This is a genomic window from Agromyces sp. MMS24-K17 (genome assembly GCF_043950245.1).
Lineage (GTDB): Bacteria > Actinomycetota > Actinomycetes > Actinomycetales > Microbacteriaceae > Agromyces.
On the sequence record NZ_CP171640.1, the window covers coordinates 2,933,177 to 2,955,823 of the forward strand.

Consider the following 22,647-nt stretch of genomic DNA (forward strand, 5'->3'; position numbering starts at 1 on the left):
TCGCGGCTCGCGTCAGCCCTCGGCGGGCACCGTCACGAAGTCGATGAGCTCCTCGACACGGCCGAGGAGGGCCGGCTCGAGGTCGCCGTAGCCGCGCACCTGGCCGAGGATGCGCTGCCAGGCGCGGGCGATGTCGGCCTGCTCGGCGTGCGGCCAGCCGAACGCAGCGCAGACGCCGTGCTTCCACGACGTGCCCCGCGGGATGACCGGCCACGCGTCGATCCCGAGGCGCGCGGGCCGTACCGCCTGCCAGATGTCGATGAACGGGTGTCCGACGACGAGGACGTCGGCCCCGTGCGGTCCGCGCGCGACGGCGTCGGCGATGCGCTGCTCCTTCGAGCCCGGCACGAGGTGGTCGACCAGGACCCCGACCCGGCGGCCGGGCGCCGGGCGGAACCGGTCGAGCACCTCGGGCAGCACGTCGACGCCCTCGAGGTACTCGACGACGACGCCCTCGACGCGCAGGTCGGAGCCCCAGATCTTCTCCACGAGTTCGGCGTCATGCCGCCCCTCGACGAAGATGCGGCTGGGCAGCGCGACCTTGGCCGGTCCCGCGTCGACGGCGAACGAGCCCGACGCGGTGCGCATCCGCCCGGTGGGGGCCGCCGCCTTCGGTGCGACGAGCCGCACCGGCTCGCCGTCGAGGACGAACCCGAGGCCGAGCGGGAACACCCGGCGCCGGCCGAAGCGGTCCTCCAGGGTGACGAGCTGCTTCTCGATGCCGACGACCGCGCCGCAGAACCCGTCGGCCGCGACCTCGACCACGAGGTCGCGCTCGGCGGCGGCCTCGGGCGTCGCCCGTCTGGATGCCCCGCGCCAGTCGCCGGCGAGCACGTCGGTGCCGTAGCGGTCGGGGCCGAGATCGTCGTGTGGGGGCACCGGACGAGATTAACGGAAGTCCCGCGAACGCGACGGCGCCGACACGGTGAGGGATTCGAATCGGTCGGCGACGACGTTCACGACGCCGTCGCGGGAGCGCTCGAGGATGCCGCGGACGATCATCGCCGGCGCCTCGCGGGCGATACGGCGATACCTGGTCCACACCCCGACGCCCGCGATCACGTTGACCGTGCCCGACTCGTCCTCGAGGTTGAGGAAGGTGATGCCCGACGCCGTCGCCGGCCGCTGCCGGTGGGTGACCACGCCGCCGACCTCGATCCGTCGACCCGACTCCGCCTCCCGCAGCCGGTCGACCCGGACCACGCCGCGTTCGTCCAGGCGGTCGCGGATGTGCCGGATGGGGTGGTCGTCGGGGGAGATGCCCGTCGCCCAGAGGTCGTAGACCACCTGCTCGGTCGGCGTGAGCATGGGCAGCAACGGGGGCTGGACCACGACCACCGATCCGGGCAGGTACTCGGCCCGGTCCTGCGCGGCCTCGCCGGCGAGCCAGAGCGCCCGTCGCCGGTCGAGCCCGAACCCGGCGAACGCGCCGGCGGCTGCGAGCGCCTCCAGCTCGGCGGCCTCGAGGCCGGCCCGACGCGAGACATCCGCCATGTCCCGGTAGGGCCCGCCGCGCTCGCGCTCGGCGACGATCCGCTCCGCGGTGGCGGTGCCGATCGAGGAGACGTCGGCGAGCCCCAGGCGCACCGCGAACGCGCCGTCGCGACGATGGTCGGCCGAGTGGTCGGGCGCGTCGCGGTCGAAGTCGCCCACGGGCGGCTGCACCGGGTCGGCGCAGCGGGGCCGGCCGGTGGGCGGAAGCGGGCCGGCCGGGGCATCCGCACCGCCGCCCGGGCCGCCCGCGGCATCGTCGGCCGTGCCTGCTTCGAGGCCCGCGTGCACGCCCGACCGCAGGATGTCGGGCCGGCGCACCTCCACGCCGTGGCGCCGCGCATCGGCCGTCAGCGTCTGCGGCGAGTAGAAGCCCATGGGCTGGGCGCGCAGCAGCGCTGCGAGGAACGCCGCGGGGTAGTGCAGCTTCAGCCAGGAGCTGCCGTAGACGAGGAGCGCGAAGCTCAGCGCGTGGCTCTCGGCGAAGCCGAAGTTCGCGAACGCCTGGATCTTCGCGTAGATCTCGTCGGACGTGCCCTGGTCGATGCCGTTGGCCGCCATGCCGGCGTACAGCTTCTCGCGCAGCGTCTCGATCCGCTCCACGCCGCGCTTGGAGCCCATCGCCCGGCGCAGCAGGTCGGCGTCGGCGGGCGTGCAGTCGCCGACGGCGACGGCCATCTGCATGAGCTGCTCCTGGAACAGCGGCACCCCGAGGGTGCGCTCGAGCACGGGCTCGAGCTTCGGATGCAGGTAGGTCACCGGCTCCTCGCCGGTGCGGCGGCGGATGTACGGATGCACCGCGCCGCCCTGCACCGGGCCAGGGCGGATGAGCGCGATCTCGACGACCAGGTCGTAGAACCGCCGGGGCCGGAGCCGGGGGAGGGTGCCCATCTGGGCGCGGCTCTCGACCTGGAACACGCCGATCGAGTCGGCCCGGCAGAGCATGTCGTAGACGGCCGGCTCCTCCTTCGGCAGGGTGGCGAGCTCCCACTCCTCGCCGGTCGACTCCCGGATCAGGTCGAACGCGTACCGCAGGGCGGCGAGCATGCCGAGGCCGAGCAGGTCGAACTTCACGAGGCCCATCCAGGCGCAGTCGTCCTTGTCCCATTGCAGGACGGTGCGGTTCTCCATGCGGGCGTGCTCGATCGGCACGACCTCGCCGACGGGTCGGTCGGTGAGCACCATGCCGCCGGAGTGGATCCCGAGGTGCCGCGGGAAGGTGAGCACCTGCTCGGCGAGCTCGATCACCGCGTCGGGGATGTCGTGGTCGTCGGTCTCGACGACGGCGCCCCAGCGCTCCACCTGGCGCGACCAGGCGTCCTGCTGGCCGGTCGAGTAGCCGAGCGCCTTCGCCATGTCGCGCACGGCGGCCTTCGGCCGGTAGCTGATCACGTTCGCGACCTGGGCCGCGTTCTGCCTGCCGTACTTGCCGTAGACGTACTGGATGATCTCCTCCCGGCGGTCGGAGTCGAAGTCGACGTCGATGTCGGGCTCCTCGTCGCGGAGCGCCGAGAGGAACCGCTCGAACGGCAGGTCGTAGAAGATCGAGTCGACCGCGGTGATCCGCAGCACGTAGCAGACGGCCGAGTTCGCCGCCGACCCCCGGCCCTGGCAGAGGATGCCCCGCGCCCGCGCCTCGCGGACCAGGTCGTGCACGATGAGGAAGTAGCCGGGGAAGTCCTTCTGCTCGATGACCGCCAGCTCCTGCTCGAGCCGCGTGCGGACGTGGGCGGGCACGCCCGGGTAGAGCTCCTCCGCGCCGGCCTCCACGAGCTGCCGCAGCCAGCTCATGGGGGTGTGCCCCGGCGGCACCTGCTGCCTCGGCAGCCTGGGGCGAGCACTGCGCAGGCGGAAGCCGAGCTCCTCCGCGAGGACCGCGGACCGCTCGACGGCCCCCGGGTACCGCGCGAACCGCGCGGCCATCTCGGCCCCCGAACGCAGGTGCAGCCCGTCGGAGGCGGGCAGCCAGCCGTCGAGCTCGTCGAGGCTGCGCCGGGCCCGCACCGCGGCGAGCGCGGACGCGAGCCGGTGCTCCGACGGGGTCGCGTAGTGGACCGCGTTCGTGGCGAGCAGCGGCACCCGCGCCCGTTCGGCGAGGACGGCGAGGGCATCGTTGGCGCCCTGGTCGCCCGGGTGCCCGTGGTCGGTGAGCTCCACGACCACGTGCTCCCGCCCGAACAGGGCGACGAGCCGGTCGAGCTCCCGCCACGCGGCATCCGGCCCTCCCGTGGCGAGCGCGCGCCGGACCGCGCCCTTCCGGCAGCCGGTCGGTACCACCCATTCGCCGCCGGATCGGGCGGCGAGCTCCTCCAGGCCGTACGCGGGCCGTCCCTTCTCGCCGCCGGCGAGCTGCCCGGCCGTGATCGCCGCCGCGAGCCGGTGGTACCCCTCCTCCCGGTGGGCGAGCACGAGCAGGTGGTCGCCCTCGGGATCGGCGGCACCCATCTGCGGTTCGGACAGCCCGAGGGAGAGCTCGGCGCCGAACACCGTGGTGAGGTCGGGGAAGCTCTCGGCGGCCTCCGCGAAGCGGACGATGCCGTAGAAGCCGTCGTGGTCGGTGAGCGCGAGCCCGGTGAGCCCGAGGCGGCTCGCCTCCTCGACGAGCTGCTCGGGCATGGACGCGCCGTCGAGGAAGCTGAACGCCGAGTGGGCGTGCAGCTCTGCGTAGGGCACGACCGGCCCGTCGGGCGACTCGCCGCCGGCACCCCGGCGGTAGGGGTGGCGCTTGCGGCTCCAGGCGGGGCTGTCGCCGCCGTCGGCGATGAGCTTCTGCTGCCCGGACCCGCCGGACCCGCCGGGGCGTCGCCGGTCGGAGAGGGCGCGCTCGAGCTCCGACCACGGGATCTCCGGGTTGTTCCAGCCCATCAGTCGTACCTCGCCTCGGCCCACCAGCCCTCGCCGTCGCGCACGAGCAGCCACGCGCAGCCGTCGTCGTCGACGACCTGGAACCGGTGCACGCGCCGGCCCCGCTCGGCGTCCCACCACCGCTCCACGACGGGCCAGGGCCCCGCCCAGGCGCGGACCGTCGCGGGTGCGGCGCCGTCGACGGCGAACGTCTCGGGCGCCGCCGTCACGCTGCCGCGCTCGTCGATCGCGACGCTCCCGCCGGCGGCGTCGGCGAGGGCCACGCGGGGCCGTTCGCGGAACACGCTGGCCGGGGCGAGCGCGGGCAGGCTCCCGGGCCACGGGGCGTCGTCGCGTCGGGTGGGCGGTCGGTCGCCCCACGGCACGAGCACCTGCCGGTCGGCGAGCATCCGGCCGCCGCCGACCGAGGCCGTCACCACGGCGTCGTGCCCGAGCATGCCCTGCACGCGGGTGAGCCCGTGGTGCACGCGCTCGTCGGGCCCGCCGCCCCAGAGCCCCTCCTCGTGGTTTCCGGTCGAGTCGACGCGTTCGGGCACGATCCGCACCCGGGTGATCGGGGCGGCGAGGGGGCTGTCGGCGGTGCCCGATCCCTGGAGCTGCCAGCGCACGCGGTCGACGACGTCGGCCGCGGTGAACCACCGGGGGTGCAGCCACTCGCGGCTGGAGTGCCCGCCGCGCTCGTCGTCGAGGTCGACCCGCACGGCCGTGCAGACCAGCCGCTTCGCCCGCATGCGGTCGATGAACTCCTCGGCGCGCACGCGGAACGCGAAGGCGAGCTGGTCGATGCGCTCGAGGGGCGGCTCGAAGTCCTGCTCGACGGCGAACTCGGGCGGCGGGGTGCGGGCGGCGACCCGGGTCGCCTCGCGCCCGGCGGCGAGGTCGTGCGCGAACGCGCCCGCGGCGCCGAAGCGTCGCCGCACGTCGGCCTCGGGCAGCGCGGCGAAGTCGCCGAGGGTGCGCACCCCCAGGCGGTTCAGGAGCACGGCGACCCGCGGCTCCACGACGAGGCGCACCGGGAGCGGGGCGAGGAACGAGGCGGATGCCCCGGGCGGGATCACGCCGACCGGGCCGGGCTGCACGCCGCGGGCCGCCTGCTCGGCGGCGAACGGACCGTCGGCGATGCCCACGCGCACGTCGGCGGCGCCGACGGAGGCGGCGGTCTCGAGCAGCGCCCGCGCGGCGGCCTCCTCGCCGCCGTAGTAGCGGACGGGCCCGCGGGCGCGCATGGCGAGGGTGCCCGGCCGCACGACCTGCACCCCGGGCACCGCCTCCTCGATGCGGCGCACGACGGGTTCGAAGGCGCGCACGTCGAGCGCGGCGTCGTAGGGCAGCACGGCGACCGCGGGGGAGCGGTACTGCGCCTCCCGGAGGCGCAGGCCCCTGGCCACCCCGTCGCGGCGGGCCGTCGCCGAGCAGGCGTACACGAGCCCGGCCTCGGTGAGCGCGATCGGGCCGGCGGCGTCGAGCCCGGTCTCCCTGGCCGCGGCGAACACCGGCCAGTCGGGCCACCAGAGCACGATGCTGCGCGTGGGGAGCGTCGCCGAGGTCATCCGGCCCGCCTCCCGAAGTCGACGTACCGCACCTCGGCGGGCTCCCCGCCAGGGGCGACGCCCAGCCCGCGATCGGGCAGTCGGAGCGTTGCCCGCCGTTCCTGCCCGAATCCGCCCCGGCCCGATCCGCGCAGCACGACCTCCCGCTCGAGGAGGGCCCCGTGCCCGTGGTCGAGTCCCTGCCAGCGCCCCTCCGACACCTCGAGCACCAGGTCGGCGGCCGGCCAGTCACCCGCGACGATGAGCACGGCGCCCCGTTGGCGGAGGCGGGCCGCGAAGCGGGATGCCTCCGCCGGCGACACCCGGCCGACCGGCCTGGCCGCGACGACCGGCACGGCGTCGGCGAGCGCCGCGACCACCGAGAGCCACTGGGCTCCCGGATCGGGCACGAGCACGAGCCGGTCGAGGTCGATGTCGAACCCGCGGGCCGCCTCGACCCCGAAGTCGGGGATGCCGGCGACCGCGACCCACAGGCCGCTCGCCGACGGACCGGCCAGGAGCGCCATGAGGAGGCTGGTGGACCCCAGCGCCCGCACCACGGTGCCCTCCCGCAGGGTCCCGCCGGGCAGCACGGCGGAGAGCGCCGGATGGGTGGGCACGGCCTTCGAGTCGAGCCGGGTCGCCTCCATGCCGCGGATGCGCGACTGCAGCTCGCCGACCCGATCGAACGGGGTCGCGGCGGGAGCCAGTGGTGCAGTCGGCGTCACCGTTCCAGCTTCGAACATGTGTTCGAATATCGCAAGCCCCACCGACATCGCGGCGCATGCGGACGAGCCGTGCGTCCCGCAGGCGCACGAACGGCACGGAGAAACACGAAAGGCCCGGACCATCCGGTCCGGGCCTTTCGAGTCAACGTGCGCGAGGGGGGACTTGAACCCCCACGCCCTTTCGGGCACTAGCACCTCAAGCTAGCGCGTCTGCCATTTCCGCCACCCGCGCGTTGTGTCGGCCCCTGATCTCTCAGCGGCCGTAGAAGACATTAGCACGCTTTCCCGAGGGCCTTTGACCACTCAGGGCGCTTCCAGTCGACATTCAGGAAGAACCCCCAGATGAGACCGGGTTCCTCGCCCACGAAAATCCTTCATGACACCCGCATGACACCCGCGACGGGGCATCCGCCATGCGCCCGCGATACCGTGGGGCGCATGGCCGAGGCATCCGCGACCCCCGCACACCACGAGCCGGAGGGCGCCGCGCTGCCGGTGCTCGAGGAGGAGGCGGTGATCGCCCGCGACCTCATCCGCCTCGACACCACGAACTTCGGCGAGGGCCGCTCGAACGGCGAACGCGAGGCCGCCGAGTACGTCGAGGCGCGGCTGGCCGCCCTCGGCCTCGCGCCGCAGCTCTTCGAGTCCGCGCCCGGCCGCGCCAGCGTCGTCGCCCGCGTGCCCGGCCGCGACCCCGGCAAGCCCGGGCTCGTGCTGCACGGCCACCTCGACGTCGTGCCGGCCGACCCGCGCAACTGGACCGTCGACCCGTTCGCCGGCGAGATCCGCGACGGCATGCTCTGGGGCCGCGGCGCCGTCGACATGAAGGACATGGACGCGATGATGCTCGCCGCCGTCGGCGACATCCTCGGCTCCGGCCGGCAGCCCGAGCGCGACCTCGTCGTGGCGTTCTTCGCCGACGAGGAGGCCGGCGGCGCGTTCGGCGCGAGCTGGATGGTCGACGAGCACCCCGGGCTGTTCGCCGGAGCGACCGAGGCGATCAGCGAGGTCGGCGGGTACTCGGTCACCATCGGCGGGCAGCGGGCCTACCTGCTGCAGACGGGGGAGAAGGCCCTGCTCTGGGTCCGCCTCGTCGCCCGCGGCGTCGCCGCGCACGGCTCCCGGCTGATCCGCGACAACGCCGTGACGAAGCTCGCCGGGGCGATCGCCCGGCTCGGCTCGGCCGAGTGGCCGGTGCGCCTCACCGACACCACCGAGGAGCTCCTCGGCGAGATCGCCCGGGTGCTCGGCGTCGACCCGGCCAAGGCCTCGCCCGACGAGCTGGCGCTGGCCACGGGCTCGGCGTCGGGCTTCATCACCGCGACCCTGCGCACCACCGCCAACCCGACGGCCCTGACCGCCGGCTACAAGCACAACGTCATCCCCGACCGCGCGGAGGCACTCGTCGACATCCGCACGCTCCCCGGCGAGGAGGACGCGGTGCTCGCCGAGGTGCGCCGGCTCGTCGGCGACGACATCGAGATCGAGATCGTGCACCGCGACGTCGGGCTGGAGTCGCCGACGTCCGGACCGCTCGTCGACGCGGTGCGCCGCTCGCTCGCCGTGCACGACCCGGGCGCGCCCGTGTTCCCGTACCTGCTGAGCGGCGGCACCGACAACAAGTCGCTCAGCCGGCTCGGCATCCGCGGGTACGGCTTCGCGCCGCTCCGGCTGCCCGACCACCTCGACTTCCCGGCGATGTTCCACGGGGTCGATGAGCGGGTGCCGCTCGACGCGCTAGCATTCGGAAGGCGGGTCCTGCGGGACCTGCTGCTCGATTACTAGGCCGCCGGTCGCCCGGCGGCGGCACTGCTCGACATGACCGCGCGACGGGGACGGTCCCGTTTCCTCCGACTTCCGCGGAGGCGGAAGGAGAACACGCGACGTGCTCGAAGCGCTCATCCTCGGCCTGGTCCAGGGCCTCACCGAGTTCCTCCCGATCTCCTCGAGCGCGCACCTGCGCATCCTGGGCGAGTTCCTGCCCGGCGCGCAGGACCCGGGCGCCGCGTTCACCGCGATCACCCAGCTCGGCACCGAGACGGCGGTGCTGGTCTTCTTCTGGCGGGACATCGTGCGGATCGTCTCGCACTGGTTCGGCTCGTTCACGGGCCGGGTGCCCCGCAACGATCCCGACGCCCGCATGGGCTGGCTCATCATCATCGGCACGATCCCGATCGTCGTGCTCGGGCTCCTCTTCCAGGACGAGATCGAGACGACGTTCCGCTCGCTGTGGATCGTCGCGACGACGCTCATCGTGTTCGGCATCATCCTCGGCCTCGCCGACTGGGCCGGCCGGAAGACCCGCACGCTCGACCAGCTCACCGTGGGGCACGGCATCCTGTTCGGCCTCGCGCAGGCGCTCGCGCTCATCCCGGGCGTCTCCCGGTCGGGCGGCACGATCTCGATGGGCCTGTTCCTGGGCTACGAGCGACCGGCGGCGGCGCGGTACGCGTTCCTGCTGGCCATCCCCGCGGTGTTCGGCTCGGGCCTGTACCAGGTCTACAAGAGCCTCGGCGAGCCGGGCCCCTACGGCCCGATCGAGACGGCCGCGGCGACCCTCGTCGCGTTCGTGGTGGGCATCCTGATCATCGCGTTCTTCATGCGGTACATCTCACGGCACAGCTACCTGCTGTTCGTGGTCTACCGCATCGCGCTCGGCGGCCTGCTCCTCGTGCTGCTGGCGACGGGCGTCATCGACGCCTGACAGACGCGGCGAGCGGATGCCACGCGCGAAGGTGTGCCCCGCGCGAGCGGATGCCTCGTGCGGTCGGACGCCTCGGGCCGGTCAGGCCCCGTCGCGAGGCCGCCACGGCTCGTCGCCGCCGCGCTGGTCGCCCCGACGGCGCAGGTACCGCTCGAACTCCTTGGCGATCGCCTCGCCGCTCGCCTCCGGGGCGTCGACGGCGTCGCGCGCCTGCTCGAGCTGGGTGATGTAGCCCGCCATGTCCTCGTCGTCGGCGGCCAGGGCGTCGACGCCGGCCTCCCACGCCTGGGCGTCCTCCTCGAGGCTCCCGCGGGGGATGCTGAGGCCGGTGAGCTCCTCGACCTTCGCGAGCAGGGCGAGCACGGCCTTCGGCGACGGCGCGTTGTGCACGTAGTGCGGCACCGACGCCCACAGGCTCACGGTCGGGATGCCGGCGCGCTCGGCGTGGTCGGCGAGCACGCTGAGGATGCCGATCGGCCCCTCGTAGGTCGAGCGCTCGACGCCGAGCGACTGGCGCACCTCGGGGTTCTCGCTCGAGGCGAAGACCATCAGCGGGCGCGTGTGCGGGGCATCCGCCAGCATCGCACCCAGCAGGATGATGCCCTCGACGTCGGCGGCGAGCGCCGCGTCGATGAGCTCGGCGGCGAAGCTCTTCCAGCTGCGGGCGGGCTCCGCGCCGAGCAGCACGTGCAGGCCCTCGGCGCCGGGCCCGGTGACGGACTCCTCGTCGTCCTCGACGAGGTCGCCGGGGCCGAGGAGCGCGGCACCCGGCCATTCGATGCGGCGGACGCCGTCGTCGCCCGCGGCGATGGTCGGGCGGTTGAACTGGAAGTCGTAGTAGAGCTCGGGGTCGACCGAGGCGATCTCGACGAGGCCGAGGCGGTCGGCGAGGAGCCGTGCGGCGCCGCTCGCTGCCTCGCCCGCGTCGTTCCAGCCCTCGAAGGCGACGACGAGGAGCCGTCCGCTGCTGAACCCGACCGGCTGATGCACCCGTTTGCCCGCTTCCCGAACCCGCTCACGCCGGGCTCTCAGACCCACAATAGGCCGTGCCCGTAGACTTGACGGTCGTGACCACACGCCTTCCCGCCGCCGTCCTGTGGGACATGGACGGCACCCTCGTCGACACCGAGCCGTACTGGATGGCCGCCGAAGTCGAGCTGCTCGGCTCCTTCGGCCGCGCCTGGACCCATGAGCAGGCGCTCCAGCTCATCGGCTCCGGCCTCTGGGACTCCGCCGCCGTCCTCCAGCGGGCCGGCGCCGACCTGCCTGCCGACGAGATCGTGACCCGGCTCACCGACTCCGTCCGCGAGCGGATCAACGCGGAGGGCATCCCCTGGCGGCCCGGCGCCCGCGAGTTCCTCGAGGGGCTGCGCGAGGCATCCGTGCCCACCGCGCTCGTGACCATGTCGATCCGCACGCTGGCGGAGGACGTGGTGCGGGCCATCCCGTTCCCCGCCTTCGACGTCGTCGTGGCCGGTGACGAGGTGGACGAGCCGAAGCCGCACCCCGAGCCCTACCTGCGCGCGGCCGACCTGCTCGGCGTCGACATCCGCGACTGCGTCGCCATCGAGGACTCCGTGTCGGGCCTCACCTCGGCGCACGCCTCGGGCGCGGCGGCGATCGGCGTGCCGAACATCCTGTCGCTCGACGACGTGCCGCACACCGTGCTCTGGGAGTCGCTCGCAGGCCGCACGCCCGCCGACCTCGTCGGCGTGCTGACCATGGCGGGGGAGCGGGCATGAGCGCGCGGGGCGTCCGCAGCGGGCCGTTCCGCGTCGGCGACCGGGTGCAGCTCACCGGGCCGAAGGGCCGGATGCACACCGTCACGCTGGAGCCGGGCAAGGTCTTCCACTCGCACAAGGGCGTGATCGCACACGACGACCTGATCGGCCTGCCCGACGGCTCGGTCGTCGCGAACCAGGTCGGCGTCGAGTACCTCGCGCTCCGGCCGTTGCTCAGCGACTTCGTCATGTCGATGCCGCGCGGCGCGGCGATCGTGTACCCGAAGGACGCGGCGCAGATCCTCGCGCAGGCCGACATCTTCCCGGGTGCGGTGGTCGTCGAGGCCGGCGTCGGCTCGGGCGCGCTGTCGCTGTGGCTGCTGCGCGCGATCGGCGACGAGGGCCGGCTGCACTCGTTCGAACGTCGCGAGGAGTTCGCCGACGTGGCCCGCGGCAACGTCGGCACGTTCCACGGCGAGGTGCCGGCGAACTGGTCGATCACGCTCGGCGACCTCGCCGACACCCTTCCCGAGGCGGTGGCCGAGGCATCCGTCGACCGCGTCGTGCTCGACATGCTCGCGCCGTGGGAGTGCCTCGACGCCGTCTCCGACGCGCTGAAGCCCGGTGGCGTGGTGCTCTGCTACGTCGCGACCGCGACCCAGCTGAGCCGGGTCGCCGAGGCGATCCGCGCGACGGGCGGCTACACCGAGCCGGTCGCGAACGAGACGATGGTGCGCGGATGGCACGTGCAGGGCCTCGCCGTGCGCCCCGACCACCGCATGATCGCGCACACCGGCTTCCTCATCACGGCCCGCCGGCTGGCGCCGGACACGATCCTCCCCGAGCTGAAGCGCCGTCCGTCGAAGACCGACTTCAGCGACGAGGACGTGGAGGCGTGGACGCCGGGCGCGCTCGGCGAGCGGACGGTCAGCCCGAAGAGCCTGCGCAAGCGGGTCCGCGCCGCGGGCACCGCGGCCGCACTGGCCAAGGACGACCCCACGGCGGATGCCCCGGTCGAGCCCGCCGCCGGGGACCCGGCGCCGTCGGGATCGACCGACTCCGACGGGTAGGCTTTCCCACGCGCCTGCCGGCCAGGCGACCCCCCACGATCGAAGGAACGAGGATCCGTGCGCTCGTCACTCGCGCTCATCGCCACCGTCGGCGTACTCGCCGTCGCCCTGACCGGCTGCGCCGGGGCGTCCGAGCCGGAGGCCGCCACCGGGGCATCCTCCGACGCCGTCGAGGTGCAGGGCGACTTCGGGGCGAAGCCGCGCGTCGACTTCCCGACGCCGCTCACCCCCGAAGCGACCCAGTGCACCGAGGTCATCGCCGGCGAGGGCCCGCTGCTCCAGGACGGCCAGCTCGTGCTGCTCGGAGCGAGCCTGTACGACGCGGGCACGGGCGACGAGCTGCAGTCCGTCGGCTTCGACGACGACGGCCCCATCCCGGTCGTGATGGGTGCGACCGTCGCCGGCATCTCGAAGGGCCTGACCTGCGCCCGCGAGGGGTCGCGCGTGGTCGTCGTGATCCCGCCGTCCGACGCGGTGCAGGACGGCGCCGACCCGTCCGCCGGAGTGCCCGACACCGGCCTGGTCGCCGTCCTCGACGTCGCCCGGGCGTTCCCGACGCACGCCGACGGCACCCCGCGGCTCACGCGCGACGGATTCCCGGCCGTCGTGCTCGCGCCGGACGGCCGCCCGGGCATCACCGTGCCCAAGTCGGAGCCGTTCGACACGACCGAGATCGAGGTCCTCAAGGAGGGCTCGGGCGCGGCCGTCGAGGAGGGCGACCAGGTCGTCGTGCAGTACACGGCGGTCGACTGGAACGAGGGAAGCGTCATCCGCTCCTCGTGGGAGGACGGCAAGCCGACGCTCGTCGTCGCCTCCGAGGACGGGGTCGCGCAGACCCTCGCCGGCACGGCGGACGCGATCATCGGCCAGGCCGTCGGCTCGCAGGTCGGCGTGGTCGTCCCCGGCGACCAGGGCGAGGCCACCTTCTACGTCATCGACATCCTGGGCGTGATCTGAGCCCGCGGACCGGGCGGTCCGCCCTCCCGACCGCACTATGATCGCTGCTGTGGCAGGGGAGTCGAAGCGCGCGCCGAACGTCGCGGCCGAGGACCGCCTGTTCAGCCTCGTGCTGGCGCTGCTGGCGACCGAGCACGGGCTGTTGAAGTCGGAGATCCTCTCGACGGTCCGCGGGTACGCCGAGCGGTACGACGCGCACAAGCCCAGCCCGAACATCGAGCGGCAGTTCGAGCGCGACAAGGAGGCGATCCGCGAGCTCGGCATCCCGCTCGACACGATCGAGTCGCCCGACCACGCCGGTGACAACCAGCAGCTGCGGTACCGCATCCCGAAGGGCCGCTACGACCTGCCCGAGTCCGTGCGCTTCACGCCCGACGAGGTCGCACTGCTGAGCCTCGCCGCCGAGGTCTGGCGCGAGGAGTCGCTGTCGGAGGACTCGCAGCGCGCCCTGACGAAGCTGCGCGCGCTCGGCATCGAGCCGCGCGAGCCGGTGATCGGCTACGCGCCCCGCCTGCGCGTGCGAGAAGCCGCGTTCGACCCGCTGCGGCAGGCGCTCGACCGCGGCCAGACGGTGCGCTTCCGGTACGTGAAGCCGGGCGACGTCGAGCCGCGCGTGCGCACGGTCGACCCGTGGGCGGTCGTGCTCCACGACGGGCGCTGGCACCTGCACGGTCGCGACCACTGGGCGGATGCCCCGCGCACGTTCCTGCTCCAGCGGATCACCGGTCCCGTTGAGGTGCTGCAGGGCACGAGCTTCCCGGCTCCGCCGGAGGGCGTCCAGGACCGGATCCTCGCCGAGCTCGAGGCGCTGCGCCTCTCCAACCGCGCCGACCTCGCGGTCGCCGCCGACAGCGACGCCGAGGTGCGGCTCGGCCGCCGTGCCGTCGAGCGCGACGAGGACGCCGGCGTGATCAGCCTGCACTACACCGACGAGGTCGCCTTCGCCGACGAGCTGGCCGGGTACGGCCCCGAGGTCCGCGTGCTCGGGCCGGAGTCGCTCCGCCGCCGCGTGCGCGACCGGCTGACCGCGGTGCGCGACGCGCACCGCTCGGAGGACGCCCGATGAGCACGCCCGCCCCGCGGCGCGCCCGTGCGCAGAAGGCGCCCGACAAGCTCGTCTTCCTCCTGTCGCTCGTGCCGTTCCTCCTGGAGCGGCGCGTGGTCGACGTCGCCGAGGCGGCCGAGCACTTCAACGTGACCGAGGCGCAGATCCGCGACGCGGTGACCCTCATCGCGACCTCCGGCCTGCCCGGCGAGACGGGCACGTACCAGGCGAACGACCTCTTCGACATCGACTGGGACGCGTTCGACGACGAGGGCGTCATCATCATCGTCCACCACGTCGCGATCGACGACGCGCCGCGGCTCTCGTCACGGGAGGCCGCGGCGCTCATCGCCGGCCTGCAGTACCTCTCGGCGCTGCCCGAGAACGCCGGCAGCGCGCAGCTCCGGGCCCTGCTGGGCAAGCTGACCGCCGGTGCGTCCGACGCGCCGAACGCGCTCGCGGTCGCCGAGGCCGAGGCGGATGCCTCGCTCGCGATGGTGCGCACCGCGGTCGCCGAGGGTCGCCAGCTGGAGTTCGACTACCGCAACGTGCAGGGCGGTCGGGGCCGACGCCGGGTCGACCCGCTGCGGGTGCGATCCAACGGCGCTGACTGGTACCTGCAGGCGTACTGCCACACGCGGGAGGACGTGCGCAGCTTCCGGCTCGACCGCATGACCGACCTCTCGGTCACCGACGAGCCGATCGGCGACCACTCGGGAGTGGAGCTGCCCGACGGCCTGTTCCAGCGGGCCGACACCGACCTCGACGTCGTCGTCGACGTCGCCCCGGAGTCGTTGCCGCTCATCGCCGAGTACCTCGCGGACTCGACGGCCGAGGAGGTCGAGGGCCGCCTGCGCGTGACGCTGCGCCTGGCCCACTACCACGGGCTGAAGCGGCTCGTGGCGGGGCTGCCCGCCGTCGTCACCGTCGTCGCTCCGCCCGAGGCGCGAGCCGTCGTCGCCGAGTGGGCGGCGTCGGGCCTGGCCGGATACGAGGACCTCGACGACTGACCGCTGCAGGGTTGGGCGGGAGGTTCCGCCGAGCAACGGCTAGACTTTCGACAGACCACCACCAGAACGGAATCGCCCATGTTTGGTAACGCCTTCACCGGCTGGCATGCCCTGATCATCCTCCTGGTGATCCTCCTGCTGTTCGGTGCTCCGAAGCTGCCCGCCCTCGCGCGGAGCCTCGGCCAGTCGATGAAGATCCTCCGCAGCGAGGTGCGCAGCGACAAGCCCGACGAGACGACCCCCGACGCCGCGGACGGTACCACCGACCAGGCGGCGAGCGCGCCCGAGAAGCCGAAGGCTGCGGGCAGCAGCGCGGACTCCGGCCCGAGTTCCTGAGCCAGATGGCCACGGTGAAGGAGCGCGGGGAGCGGAACTCCGAGAAGCGGATGTCGCTCGGCGCGCACCTGCTGGAGCTGCGCAAGCGACTCTTCATCGCCGCCGCCGCGATCCTCGTCGGCGCGGTCGCCGGCTGGCTGCTCTCGGGGTTCGTCTGGGACGCGCTGCGCGAACCGGTCGACCTGATCGTCGAGACGCAGGCGCGGGACGCGGAGATCACCTACCCGACCATCACCGGGGCGTTCGACCTGCGCCTGCAGATCGCCTTCACCCTGGGCATCGTGATCTCGAGCCCGGTCTGGCTGTACCAGGTGTTCGCCTTCCTGGTGCCGGGGCTGACGAAGCGCGAGCGTCGGTACGCCTTCGGGTTCGTGTTCACGGCGGTGCCGCTCTTCCTCCTGGGCTGCGCGGCCGGCTGGTTCGTGCTGCCGCACATCGTGGAGCTCATGACGAGCTTCGTGCCGCAGCAGGACGTCAGCTTCCTCGACGCGAAGATCTACTTCGACTTCGTCCTGAAGCTGGTGCTGGCGATCGGCATCGCGTTCGTCGTGCCCGTGTTCATCGTCATCCTGAACTTCGCCGGCGTGATCAGCGCGATCTCGATCCTGCGATCCTGGCGCATCGCGATCCTCGTGATCGTGCTGTTCACCGCGATCGCGACCCCGTCGGCCGACGTGGTGTCGATGTTCATGCTGGCGATCCCGATGGTGCTGCTGTATTTCGGGGCGTGGTTCATCGCGTTCCTCCACGATCGCCGCGTGTCGAAGCGCCAGGTTGAGGAGTTCGGCGCCTCGCTCGTCTGAGCGGCGGGGCGGGGCCGGGCGTCCCGTCCGACGCCTAGGCTGGAGAGGTGACGAGCCTCTCTCCGTCCGAGCGGTACGCGCTGTCGCGCGACCAGCGACGTCGCCCCCGCCTCGCCGAGTTCGCCTCGCACCAGAAGTTCGACTTGGACCCGTTCCAGCGCGCCGCGTGCGGCGCGCTGGACGAGGGCCGCAGCGTGCTCGTCGCCGCCCCGACCGGTGCCGGGAAGACGGTGGTCGCCGAGTTCGCCGTCTACCTCGCCATGCAGGAGCCGGGGGAGAAGGTGTTCTACACCACCCCGATCAAGGCGCTCTCGAACCAGAAGTACCAGGAGTTCGTCGAGGCGTGGGGCGCCGACGACGTCGGCCTGCTCACCGGCGACACGAACATCAACCCCACCGGCCGCATCGTCGTGATGACGACCGAGGTGCTGCGGAACATGCTCTACGCCGAGTCGCCGCTGCTCGACCGCCTCGCGTACGTCGTGATGGACGAGGTGCACTACCTCGCCGACCGGTTCCGCGGAGCGGTCTGGGAGGAGGTCATCATCCACCTCCCCGAGGCCGTGCGGCTCGTCTCGCTCAGCGCGACGGTCTCGAACGCCGAGGAGTTCGGCGACTGGCTGCAGGCCGTCCGCGGCGACACCGACGTGATCGTCTCCGAGGCCCGGCCCGTGCCCCTCGAGCAGCACGTGCTCGTGCGGGGCAAGCTGATCGACCTGTTCGACTCGTCGGGGCAGGCCGCGACCCATCGCGTCAATCCCGAGCTGCGCCAGCTGGCCGGTTCGCGGTCGCTCGGCACGCGCTCGCAGCGCGGCCGGCGCGGATCCGACCGCGGTCGCTACCACCGCGGCGGGGGCAACGCCCCGGGCACCGGCCGCATCGATCGCCCCGAGGTCGTCGAACTGCTGCACGGCAAGCACCTCCTCCCGGCGATCTTCTTCGTCTTCTCCCGGGCCGGCTGCGACCAGGCGGTCCGGCAGGTGCTCCGGAGCGGCATCCGGTTGACCGAGGCATCCGAGCGCGACGAGATCCGGGCCGTGGTCGAGTCCCGGGTGCGCACGCTCCGCGACGACGACCTCGCCGTGCTCGGCTACTGGGAGTGGGTCGAGGGCCTGCAGCGCGGCGTCGCCGCGCACCACGCGGGCATGCTGCCCGCGTTCAAGGAGGTCGTGGAGGAGCTGTTCCAGCGGAAGCTCCTCAAGGTGGTGTTCGCGACCGAGACCCTCGCGCTCGGCGTCAACATGCCGGCCCGCTCGGTCGTGCTCGAGAAGCTCGAGAAGTTCAACGGCGAGGCGCGCGTGCCGATCACGCCGGGGGAGTACACGCAGCTCACCGGCCGTGCCGGCCGCCGCGGCATCGACGTCGAGGGGCACTCGGTCATCCAGTGGGTCGACGGGCTCGACCCCGAGGCGGTGGCCTCGCTCGCCTCCCGGCGGAGCTACCCGATGGACTCCAGCTTCAAGCCGACCTACAACATGGCGGTGAATCTGATCGACCAGTTCGGCCGCGAGCGCACCCGCCAGGTGCTCGAGCTCTCGTTCGCGCAGTTCCAGGCCGACCGGGCCGTGGTCGACCTCGCCAGGACCCTGCGCAAGCAGGAGGAGTCGATGGCCGGATACGAGGAGGCCATGCGCTGCCACCTCGGCGACTTCGGCGAGTACGCGGCGCTCCGCCGGCGCATCGGCGAGCTCGAGCGAGAGTCCTCCAAGGGCAATCCGACGCACGCCCAGCGCGAGCGGATGCAGCGCGAGCTCGCGGCGCAGCGCAAGGCGCTCCGAGCGCACCCCTGCCATGGCTGCGCCGAGCGCGAGCAGCACGCGAGGTGGGCCGAGCGCTGGTGGCGCCTGAAGCGCGACCACGACCAGCTGTCGCGCCAGATCCGGGGCCGCACCGGGCAGGTCGCGAAGCGGTTCGACCGGGTGACCGACGTCCTCCTCGAACTCGGCTACGTGGAGACCGACCGGCACGGCGAGACCGTGTCGACGGCGGCGGGGCGAACCCTCAAGCGCATCTACGGCGAACGCGACCTGCTCGTGGCCGAATGCCTGCGGCGAGGCACGTGGGACGGCCTGGATGCGCCGTCGCTCGCGGCGATGGCCGCGGCGATCGTGTACGAGCCGCGGCGCGACGACCGCGGCGTCGAGTTCCGCTTCCCGCGCGGCCCGTTCCGGGCGGCGTTCGAAGCCACCACCGACGCGTGGGCCGCGCTCGACGACCTCGAACGCGATCATCGGCTGCCCGGAAGCCAGGTGCCGTCGCCCGCACTCGCGAACGCGATGCACGCGTGGGCGCGCGGCGCGAGCCTCGGCAAGGTCCTCGAGGACACCGACCTCGCGGCGGGCGATTTCGTGCGCCTGGCGAAGCAGGTCGTCGACCTGCTCGACCAGGTGTCGATCGTCGCCGACTCGGGCGTCGGCACCGCCGCGCGCGACGCGATCGACGGCGTGCGCCGCGGCGTGGTGGTCGACGTCATCGCGTCCTGAACGCCGACCCGGGTCGCCTAGGCTGATCCTCGTGCCTGCGCCCGTCCGCCCGATCCTGCCGTGGTGGGCCGCCGTGCCGGTCGCGGCCCTCGCCGGCGTCGTCTACGACCTGGCGTTCCCGGCCGTCGGCGTGTGGCCGCTCGCGTTCCTGGCCATCGCCGGCGCGCTCGTGACCCTGGTCGGGCGGAGCATCGGCGGCTCGTTGCTCGTCGGCTTCGTCTTCGGCATGGCCTTCTACCTGGTGCACGTCGAGTGGACGAGCCGGTACCTCGGTCCGGTGCCCTGGCTGGCGCTCTCGGGGCTCGAGGCCGTGTTCGTGGCCGGCGGTGCCGTGCTCATCACCCTCGCCTACCGGTGGGTGCCTCGCGCCTGGCCGTCGCGATGGGTGCGACTCGTGTGGCTGCCGGCGATCGTCGCCGGGCTCTGGATCGTCCGCGAGACGGTGGTGGGCACGTTCCCGTACGGCGGCTTCCCGTGGGCGCGAGCGGCCGTCAGCCAGTCGGAGAGCCCCTTCGCAGAGGTGGTCTCCTGGGTCGGTTCCACCGGCCTCGGCTTCGTGATGGTCTGGATCGCCGCCATGGGCCTCGAATGGGTTCGGCAGGCGCGCTGGCGGGACATCCGGGGCCTCGTGCCGATCGCGGTCGTGACCGTCGTCGCCGTGCTGCTGCCCGCGTGGCCGACGGCCGGAGCGGGCGACCTCCGCGTCGCGAGCGTGCAGGGCAACGGCCCGGCCGGGTACTTCGACGACCGCAGCGCGGGAGACGTGCTGCAGTCGCAGCTCGATGCGACCGAGCCGATCCTCGACGAGCCGGGCGTCGACGTGCTGCTCTGGCCGGAGGGGTCGGTCGACGAGAACGTGAGCCCGGGCACGCCGGGAGCACGCCGGCTCGACGACGTGGTCGACCGCATGGGCGCGCCGCTGATCATGAACGTGGTCACCGCCCGTGACGACGAGTTCTTCAACACCTCGATGCTGTGGACCTCGGATGGCCCGACGCAGAGCTACGACAAGCGCCACCCGGTGCCGTTCGGGGAGTACATCCCCGATCGGGACTTCTACATGATGCTCGCGCCCGACCTCATCGGGCTCGTGCAGCGCGGCTACACGCCGGGCACGAAGCCGCCGGTGTTCGACCTCGGCGACACGATCGCCGGGCTCGCGATCTGCTTCGACGTGATCTACGACGACGTGATCTGGGATGCGGCGCGCGACGGCGCCGAGGTCTACCTGCTGCAGACGAACAACGCGGACTTCCGCGGCACCGACGAGAACCTGCAGCAGCTCGCGTTCGCGCGGTTGCGCGCGATCGAGACGGGCAGGTCGGTCGTGAACCTGTCGACCGTGGGCACGAGCCAGGTGATCGACCCGGCCGGGCGCACGATCGACGGACTTCCGGCGGATGCCCCGGGCGCGATGGTCACCGACGTCGCGCTGCGCACGGGCCTGACGCCGTCGGTGGTGCTCGGTGCATGGGTGCCGAGCGTGATCTCGCTGCTCGCGCTGGGCGCCCTGGTCGCTGCCGGGGTGTTCGCCCGGCGTCGCGATCGGGACGCCGGCGTCCGCGATCGCGAGGGCGCCCCCGGCGACGTGGCCTGACGACGGGTCGCCCGACGCGACCTCGTGCCGCCGGTCGCCGCCTGCGGCGACGGCCCCGGACATGCGAATCGCCCGCACCCGACCGTGGTCGAGCGCGGGCGATGAGGATGGGTCAGGCGGTCTTCTGCTTCTGCGCCTGTCCGCGGCGCGCACGCAGGTACTCGAGGCGCTCGGCGAGGAGCTCCTCCAGCTCGGGGATGGTGCGACGCTCGAGCAGCATGTCCCAGTGGGTGCGGGCGACCTTCTCGCCGGAGCGGTCGACCTCGACGGGCTTGGAGTCGACGAGGTGGACGGCGCTTCCGCCGCAGGTACGGCACTCCCACGTGTCGGGAACATCCGCGTCGGCGGCGAACACCATCACGGTGTCGCGGCCGCAGTTCTCGCAACGGTAGGTGGACTCAGCGCGGTCGGCGAACACCACGCCGTCCTCGCTCTGCAGGCTCTGCGCACCGATGCGCATGCCGCGAAGGCTCCGGTCTGCCATGGAAGCTCCTCTGTCTCTTCGTCTCCTACGTGTATAAACGACGAAGCTGAGCAGAACCTTGCCGAACGCTGAGGTTTTCTCGGACAACTCCCAGACTGGGGTCAGCGCTCGGCCACGATCGCGAGCGCGAGGTCGCATCGATCGGTGACCAGGCCGTCCACGCCCAGGCCGAGCAGCCGGCGCATGTCGACCGGGTCGTTCACGGTCCAGACGTGCACCTCGACACCCGCCGCGTGCGCCGCGCGCACGAGTCGGGGGAGACCACGCGGACCGGTCCCTGCCGTTCGGGCACCTGCAGGGCGACCGCGCCCGCGACGGCACGCGCGACCGCCCGCCCGCCCAGCGGGGCCGCGAGCACCGCGCGCACCACGCCGAAGCTGCCGACCGAGGTCGCGACCCCCGGCAGCAGCGCGGCGAGCCGTCGACGGCGCCGCTCGTCGAAGCTGGTGAGCAGGACGCGATCGGATGCCCCGGCCGCACGCACCGCCGCGACGGTGGCGTCGGCCGCGGCCTCCTCCTTGACGTCGATGTTGAAGCGGATGGCGGGAAAGGCGTCGAGCGCCTCCACGAGCGTCGGGAAGCCGCCGCCGCCGAGGTCGATCGCCGCGAGTTCGCCCGTAGAGAGGTCGCCGACCCGACCGGGCCGGCCGGCGACCCGGTCGAGCGTCGGGTCGTGCGACACGATCGCCACGCCGTCGCGGGAGCGGTGCACGTCGGTCTCGATGTACGCCGCGCCGGCCCGGGCGGCGGCCTCGAAGGCGCGCAGCGTGTTCTCCGGTGCATCGAGGGCGAGCCCCCGATGCGCGAGCACGCGCGGGCCGCCGGGGGAGAGGTAGCCGCTCACCGTCCCGGTCGGCCGGTCACGCGCGCGGCGCGGACGGGTCGCCCGGGCGGATGTCGCCCTCGGTCGACGACGCGGCCGCTGGCGCCGCGGGAGCGGTCGGCGGCACGACGCCGCCCGAGCCGGGCGTGAAGGCCTTGCCGATGCCCTTGAGCGCCTCGGTCAGCTCGCTCGGGATGATCCAGAGCTTGTTCGCCTGGCCCTCAGCGAGCTGCGGAAGCATCTGCAGGTACTGGTAGCCGAGCAGCTTGGGGTCGGGGTCGCCCTTGTGGATGGCGTCGAACACCGTGAGGATCGCCTCGGCCTCGCCCTGGGCGCGGAGCACCGCGGCCTTCGCGTCGCCCTCGGCCTGGAGGATGGCCGCCTGCCGCTGGCCCTCCGCGGTGAGGATGGCGGACTGCTTCGTGCCCTCAGCGGTGAGGATCAGCGCGCGACGGTCGCGTTCGGCGCGCATCTGCTTCTCCATGGAGTCCTGGATGGAGAGGGGCGGGTCGATCGCCTTCAGCTCCACGCGGGAGACGCGGATGCCCCACTTGCCCGTGGCCTCGTCGAGCACGATGCGCAGCTGGCCGTTGATGTTGTCGCGGCTGGTCAGCGCCTCCTCGAGGTTCAGACCGCCGACGACGTTGCGGAGGGTGGTCGTCGTGAGCTGCTCGACCGCGCCGAGGTAGTTCGCGATCTCGTAGGTCGCGGCCCGCGCGTCGGTGACCTGGAAGTACACGACCGTGTCGATCGAGACGACGAGGTTGTCCTCGGTGATCACCGGCTGCGGGGGAACGACACGACCTGCTCGCGCATGTCGACGAGCGGGCGCAGCCGGTCGATGAACGGCACCAGGAGGTTCAGGCCGGGCGTGAGCGTGTTGTGGTAGCGGCCGAGCCGTTCCACGACGCCGGCATACGCCTGCGGGATGATCCGGATGGACTTCGCGATCACGACGACCACGAAGACCACGATCGCCAGGACGACGACCAGCGTGATGA

19 protein-coding genes, 1 tRNA gene and 1 pseudogene are annotated in these 22,647 nt (G+C 73.0%); 11 read left to right on the forward strand and 10 right to left on the reverse strand.

Annotation, left to right across the window (positions count from 1 at the left end; all coding sequences use genetic code 11):
• Positions 1-12: 12 nt before the first annotated feature.
• From ACGGZK_RS13385 to ACGGZK_RS13405, 5 genes are all read right to left on the reverse strand, one after another.
• Positions 13-879, reverse strand: a complete 867-nt coding sequence (locus ACGGZK_RS13385; RefSeq protein WP_395243136.1) for a DUF3097 domain-containing protein — start codon at positions 877-879, stop codon at positions 13-15.
• A gap of 9 nt (positions 880-888) precedes the next feature.
• A complete protein-coding gene (locus ACGGZK_RS13390; RefSeq protein WP_395243137.1) occupies positions 889-4,356 on the reverse strand; it encodes an error-prone DNA polymerase in 3,468 nt (1,155 codons plus the stop codon).
• Positions 4,356-5,906: a DNA polymerase Y family protein gene (locus ACGGZK_RS13395; RefSeq protein WP_395243138.1), complete on the reverse strand. Its 1,551-nt coding sequence runs from the start codon at positions 5,904-5,906 to the stop codon at positions 4,356-4,358. The genes ACGGZK_RS13390 and ACGGZK_RS13395 overlap by 1 nt, the downstream gene beginning before the upstream one ends.
• Entirely contained in the window at positions 5,903-6,631 is a 729-nt protein-coding gene (locus ACGGZK_RS13400; RefSeq protein ID WP_395243139.1) for a hypothetical protein, read from the reverse strand. The genes ACGGZK_RS13395 and ACGGZK_RS13400 overlap by 4 nt, the downstream gene beginning before the upstream one ends.
• A gap of 130 nt (positions 6,632-6,761) precedes the next feature.
• Positions 6,762-6,845 (reverse strand) — tRNA-Leu (locus ACGGZK_RS13405).
• 206 nt (positions 6,846-7,051) lie between these two features.
• On the opposite strand from ACGGZK_RS13405, the gene ACGGZK_RS13410 reads away from it, so the two are divergent.
• Both ACGGZK_RS13410 and ACGGZK_RS13415 read left to right on the forward strand, forming a co-directional pair.
• A complete protein-coding gene (locus tag ACGGZK_RS13410) occupies positions 7,052-8,398 on the forward strand; it encodes a M20/M25/M40 family metallo-hydrolase (RefSeq protein WP_395243140.1) in 1,347 nt (448 codons plus the stop codon).
• 100 nt (positions 8,399-8,498) lie between these two features.
• Positions 8,499-9,317 carry an undecaprenyl-diphosphate phosphatase gene (locus tag ACGGZK_RS13415; protein WP_395243141.1) on the forward strand — a complete coding sequence of 273 codons (819 nt, stop codon included), beginning with the start codon at positions 8,499-8,501 and terminating at the stop codon, positions 9,315-9,317.
• Between the two features lie 81 nt (positions 9,318-9,398).
• Here ACGGZK_RS13415 and ACGGZK_RS13420 read toward each other — a convergent pair whose 3' ends face one another.
• Positions 9,399-10,307 carry a PAC2 family protein gene (locus ACGGZK_RS13420; protein WP_395243142.1) on the reverse strand — a complete coding sequence of 303 codons (909 nt, stop codon included), beginning with the start codon at positions 10,305-10,307 and terminating at the stop codon, positions 9,399-9,401.
• Positions 10,308-10,384: 77 nt separating this feature from the next.
• Here ACGGZK_RS13420 and ACGGZK_RS13425 point away from each other — a divergent pair, with 77 nt between their 5' ends.
• The 9 genes from ACGGZK_RS13425 to lnt all read left to right on the forward strand — a co-directional run bounded on the left by ACGGZK_RS13425 (position 10,385) and on the right by lnt (position 20,339).
• Positions 10,385-11,059, forward strand: a complete 675-nt coding sequence (locus ACGGZK_RS13425) for an HAD family hydrolase (RefSeq protein WP_395243143.1) — start codon at positions 10,385-10,387, stop codon at positions 11,057-11,059.
• The gene (locus ACGGZK_RS13430) at positions 11,056-12,108 is read left to right on the forward strand and encodes a tRNA (adenine-N1)-methyltransferase (RefSeq protein WP_395243144.1); all 1,053 of its coding nucleotides are present in this window, start codon (positions 11,056-11,058) and stop codon (positions 12,106-12,108) included. Before ACGGZK_RS13425 ends, ACGGZK_RS13430 begins: the two co-directional genes overlap by 4 nt.
• A gap of 57 nt (positions 12,109-12,165) precedes the next feature.
• Positions 12,166-13,065 carry an FKBP-type peptidyl-prolyl cis-trans isomerase gene (locus ACGGZK_RS13435; protein WP_395243145.1) on the forward strand — a complete coding sequence of 300 codons (900 nt, stop codon included), beginning with the start codon at positions 12,166-12,168 and terminating at the stop codon, positions 13,063-13,065.
• Between the two features lie 49 nt (positions 13,066-13,114).
• Positions 13,115-14,131, forward strand: coding sequence for a helix-turn-helix transcriptional regulator (locus ACGGZK_RS13440; protein WP_395243146.1), 1,017 nt, complete (start codon positions 13,115-13,117; stop codon positions 14,129-14,131).
• Positions 14,128-15,120: a helix-turn-helix transcriptional regulator gene (locus ACGGZK_RS13445; protein ID WP_395243147.1), complete on the forward strand. Its 993-nt coding sequence runs from the start codon at positions 14,128-14,130 to the stop codon at positions 15,118-15,120. Before ACGGZK_RS13440 ends, ACGGZK_RS13445 begins: the two co-directional genes overlap by 4 nt.
• Before the next feature lie 78 nt (positions 15,121-15,198).
• Positions 15,199-15,456: a twin-arginine translocase TatA/TatE family subunit gene (gene tatA / locus ACGGZK_RS13450; RefSeq protein ID WP_395243148.1), complete on the forward strand. Its 258-nt coding sequence runs from the start codon at positions 15,199-15,201 to the stop codon at positions 15,454-15,456.
• 50 nt (positions 15,457-15,506) lie between these two features.
• Positions 15,507-16,259 (forward strand): twin-arginine translocase subunit TatC, encoded by a 753-nt coding sequence (tatC, locus tag ACGGZK_RS13455; RefSeq protein ID WP_395246087.1) that lies wholly within the window; start codon positions 15,507-15,509, stop codon positions 16,257-16,259.
• Between the two features lie 47 nt (positions 16,260-16,306).
• Entirely contained in the window at positions 16,307-18,742 is a 2,436-nt protein-coding gene (locus ACGGZK_RS13460; RefSeq protein ID WP_395243149.1) for a DEAD/DEAH box helicase, read from the forward strand.
• Positions 18,743-18,773: 31 nt separating this feature from the next.
• Positions 18,774-20,339, forward strand: coding sequence for an apolipoprotein N-acyltransferase (gene lnt / locus ACGGZK_RS13465; RefSeq protein WP_395243150.1), 1,566 nt, complete (start codon positions 18,774-18,776; stop codon positions 20,337-20,339).
• Positions 20,340-20,451: 112 nt separating this feature from the next.
• Here lnt and ACGGZK_RS13470 read toward each other — a convergent pair whose 3' ends face one another.
• The 4 genes and pseudogenes from ACGGZK_RS13470 to ACGGZK_RS13485 form a co-directional block, all read right to left on the reverse strand.
• Positions 20,452-20,823: an RNA polymerase-binding protein RbpA gene (locus tag ACGGZK_RS13470; protein ID WP_395243151.1), complete on the reverse strand. Its 372-nt coding sequence runs from the start codon at positions 20,821-20,823 to the stop codon at positions 20,452-20,454.
• Positions 20,824-20,924: 101 nt separating this feature from the next.
• Positions 20,925-21,041: a glycerophosphodiester phosphodiesterase family protein gene (locus tag ACGGZK_RS13475; protein WP_395243152.1), complete on the reverse strand. Its 117-nt coding sequence runs from the start codon at positions 21,039-21,041 to the stop codon at positions 20,925-20,927.
• Entirely contained in the window at positions 21,023-21,667 is a 645-nt protein-coding gene (locus ACGGZK_RS13480) for a glycerophosphodiester phosphodiesterase family protein (RefSeq protein WP_395243153.1), read from the reverse strand. The genes ACGGZK_RS13475 and ACGGZK_RS13480 overlap by 19 nt, the downstream gene beginning before the upstream one ends.
• A gap of 16 nt (positions 21,668-21,683) precedes the next feature.
• A pseudogene (locus ACGGZK_RS13485) lies at positions 21,684-22,645 on the reverse strand (SPFH domain-containing protein).
• Between the last annotated feature and the right edge of the window lie 2 nt (positions 22,646-22,647).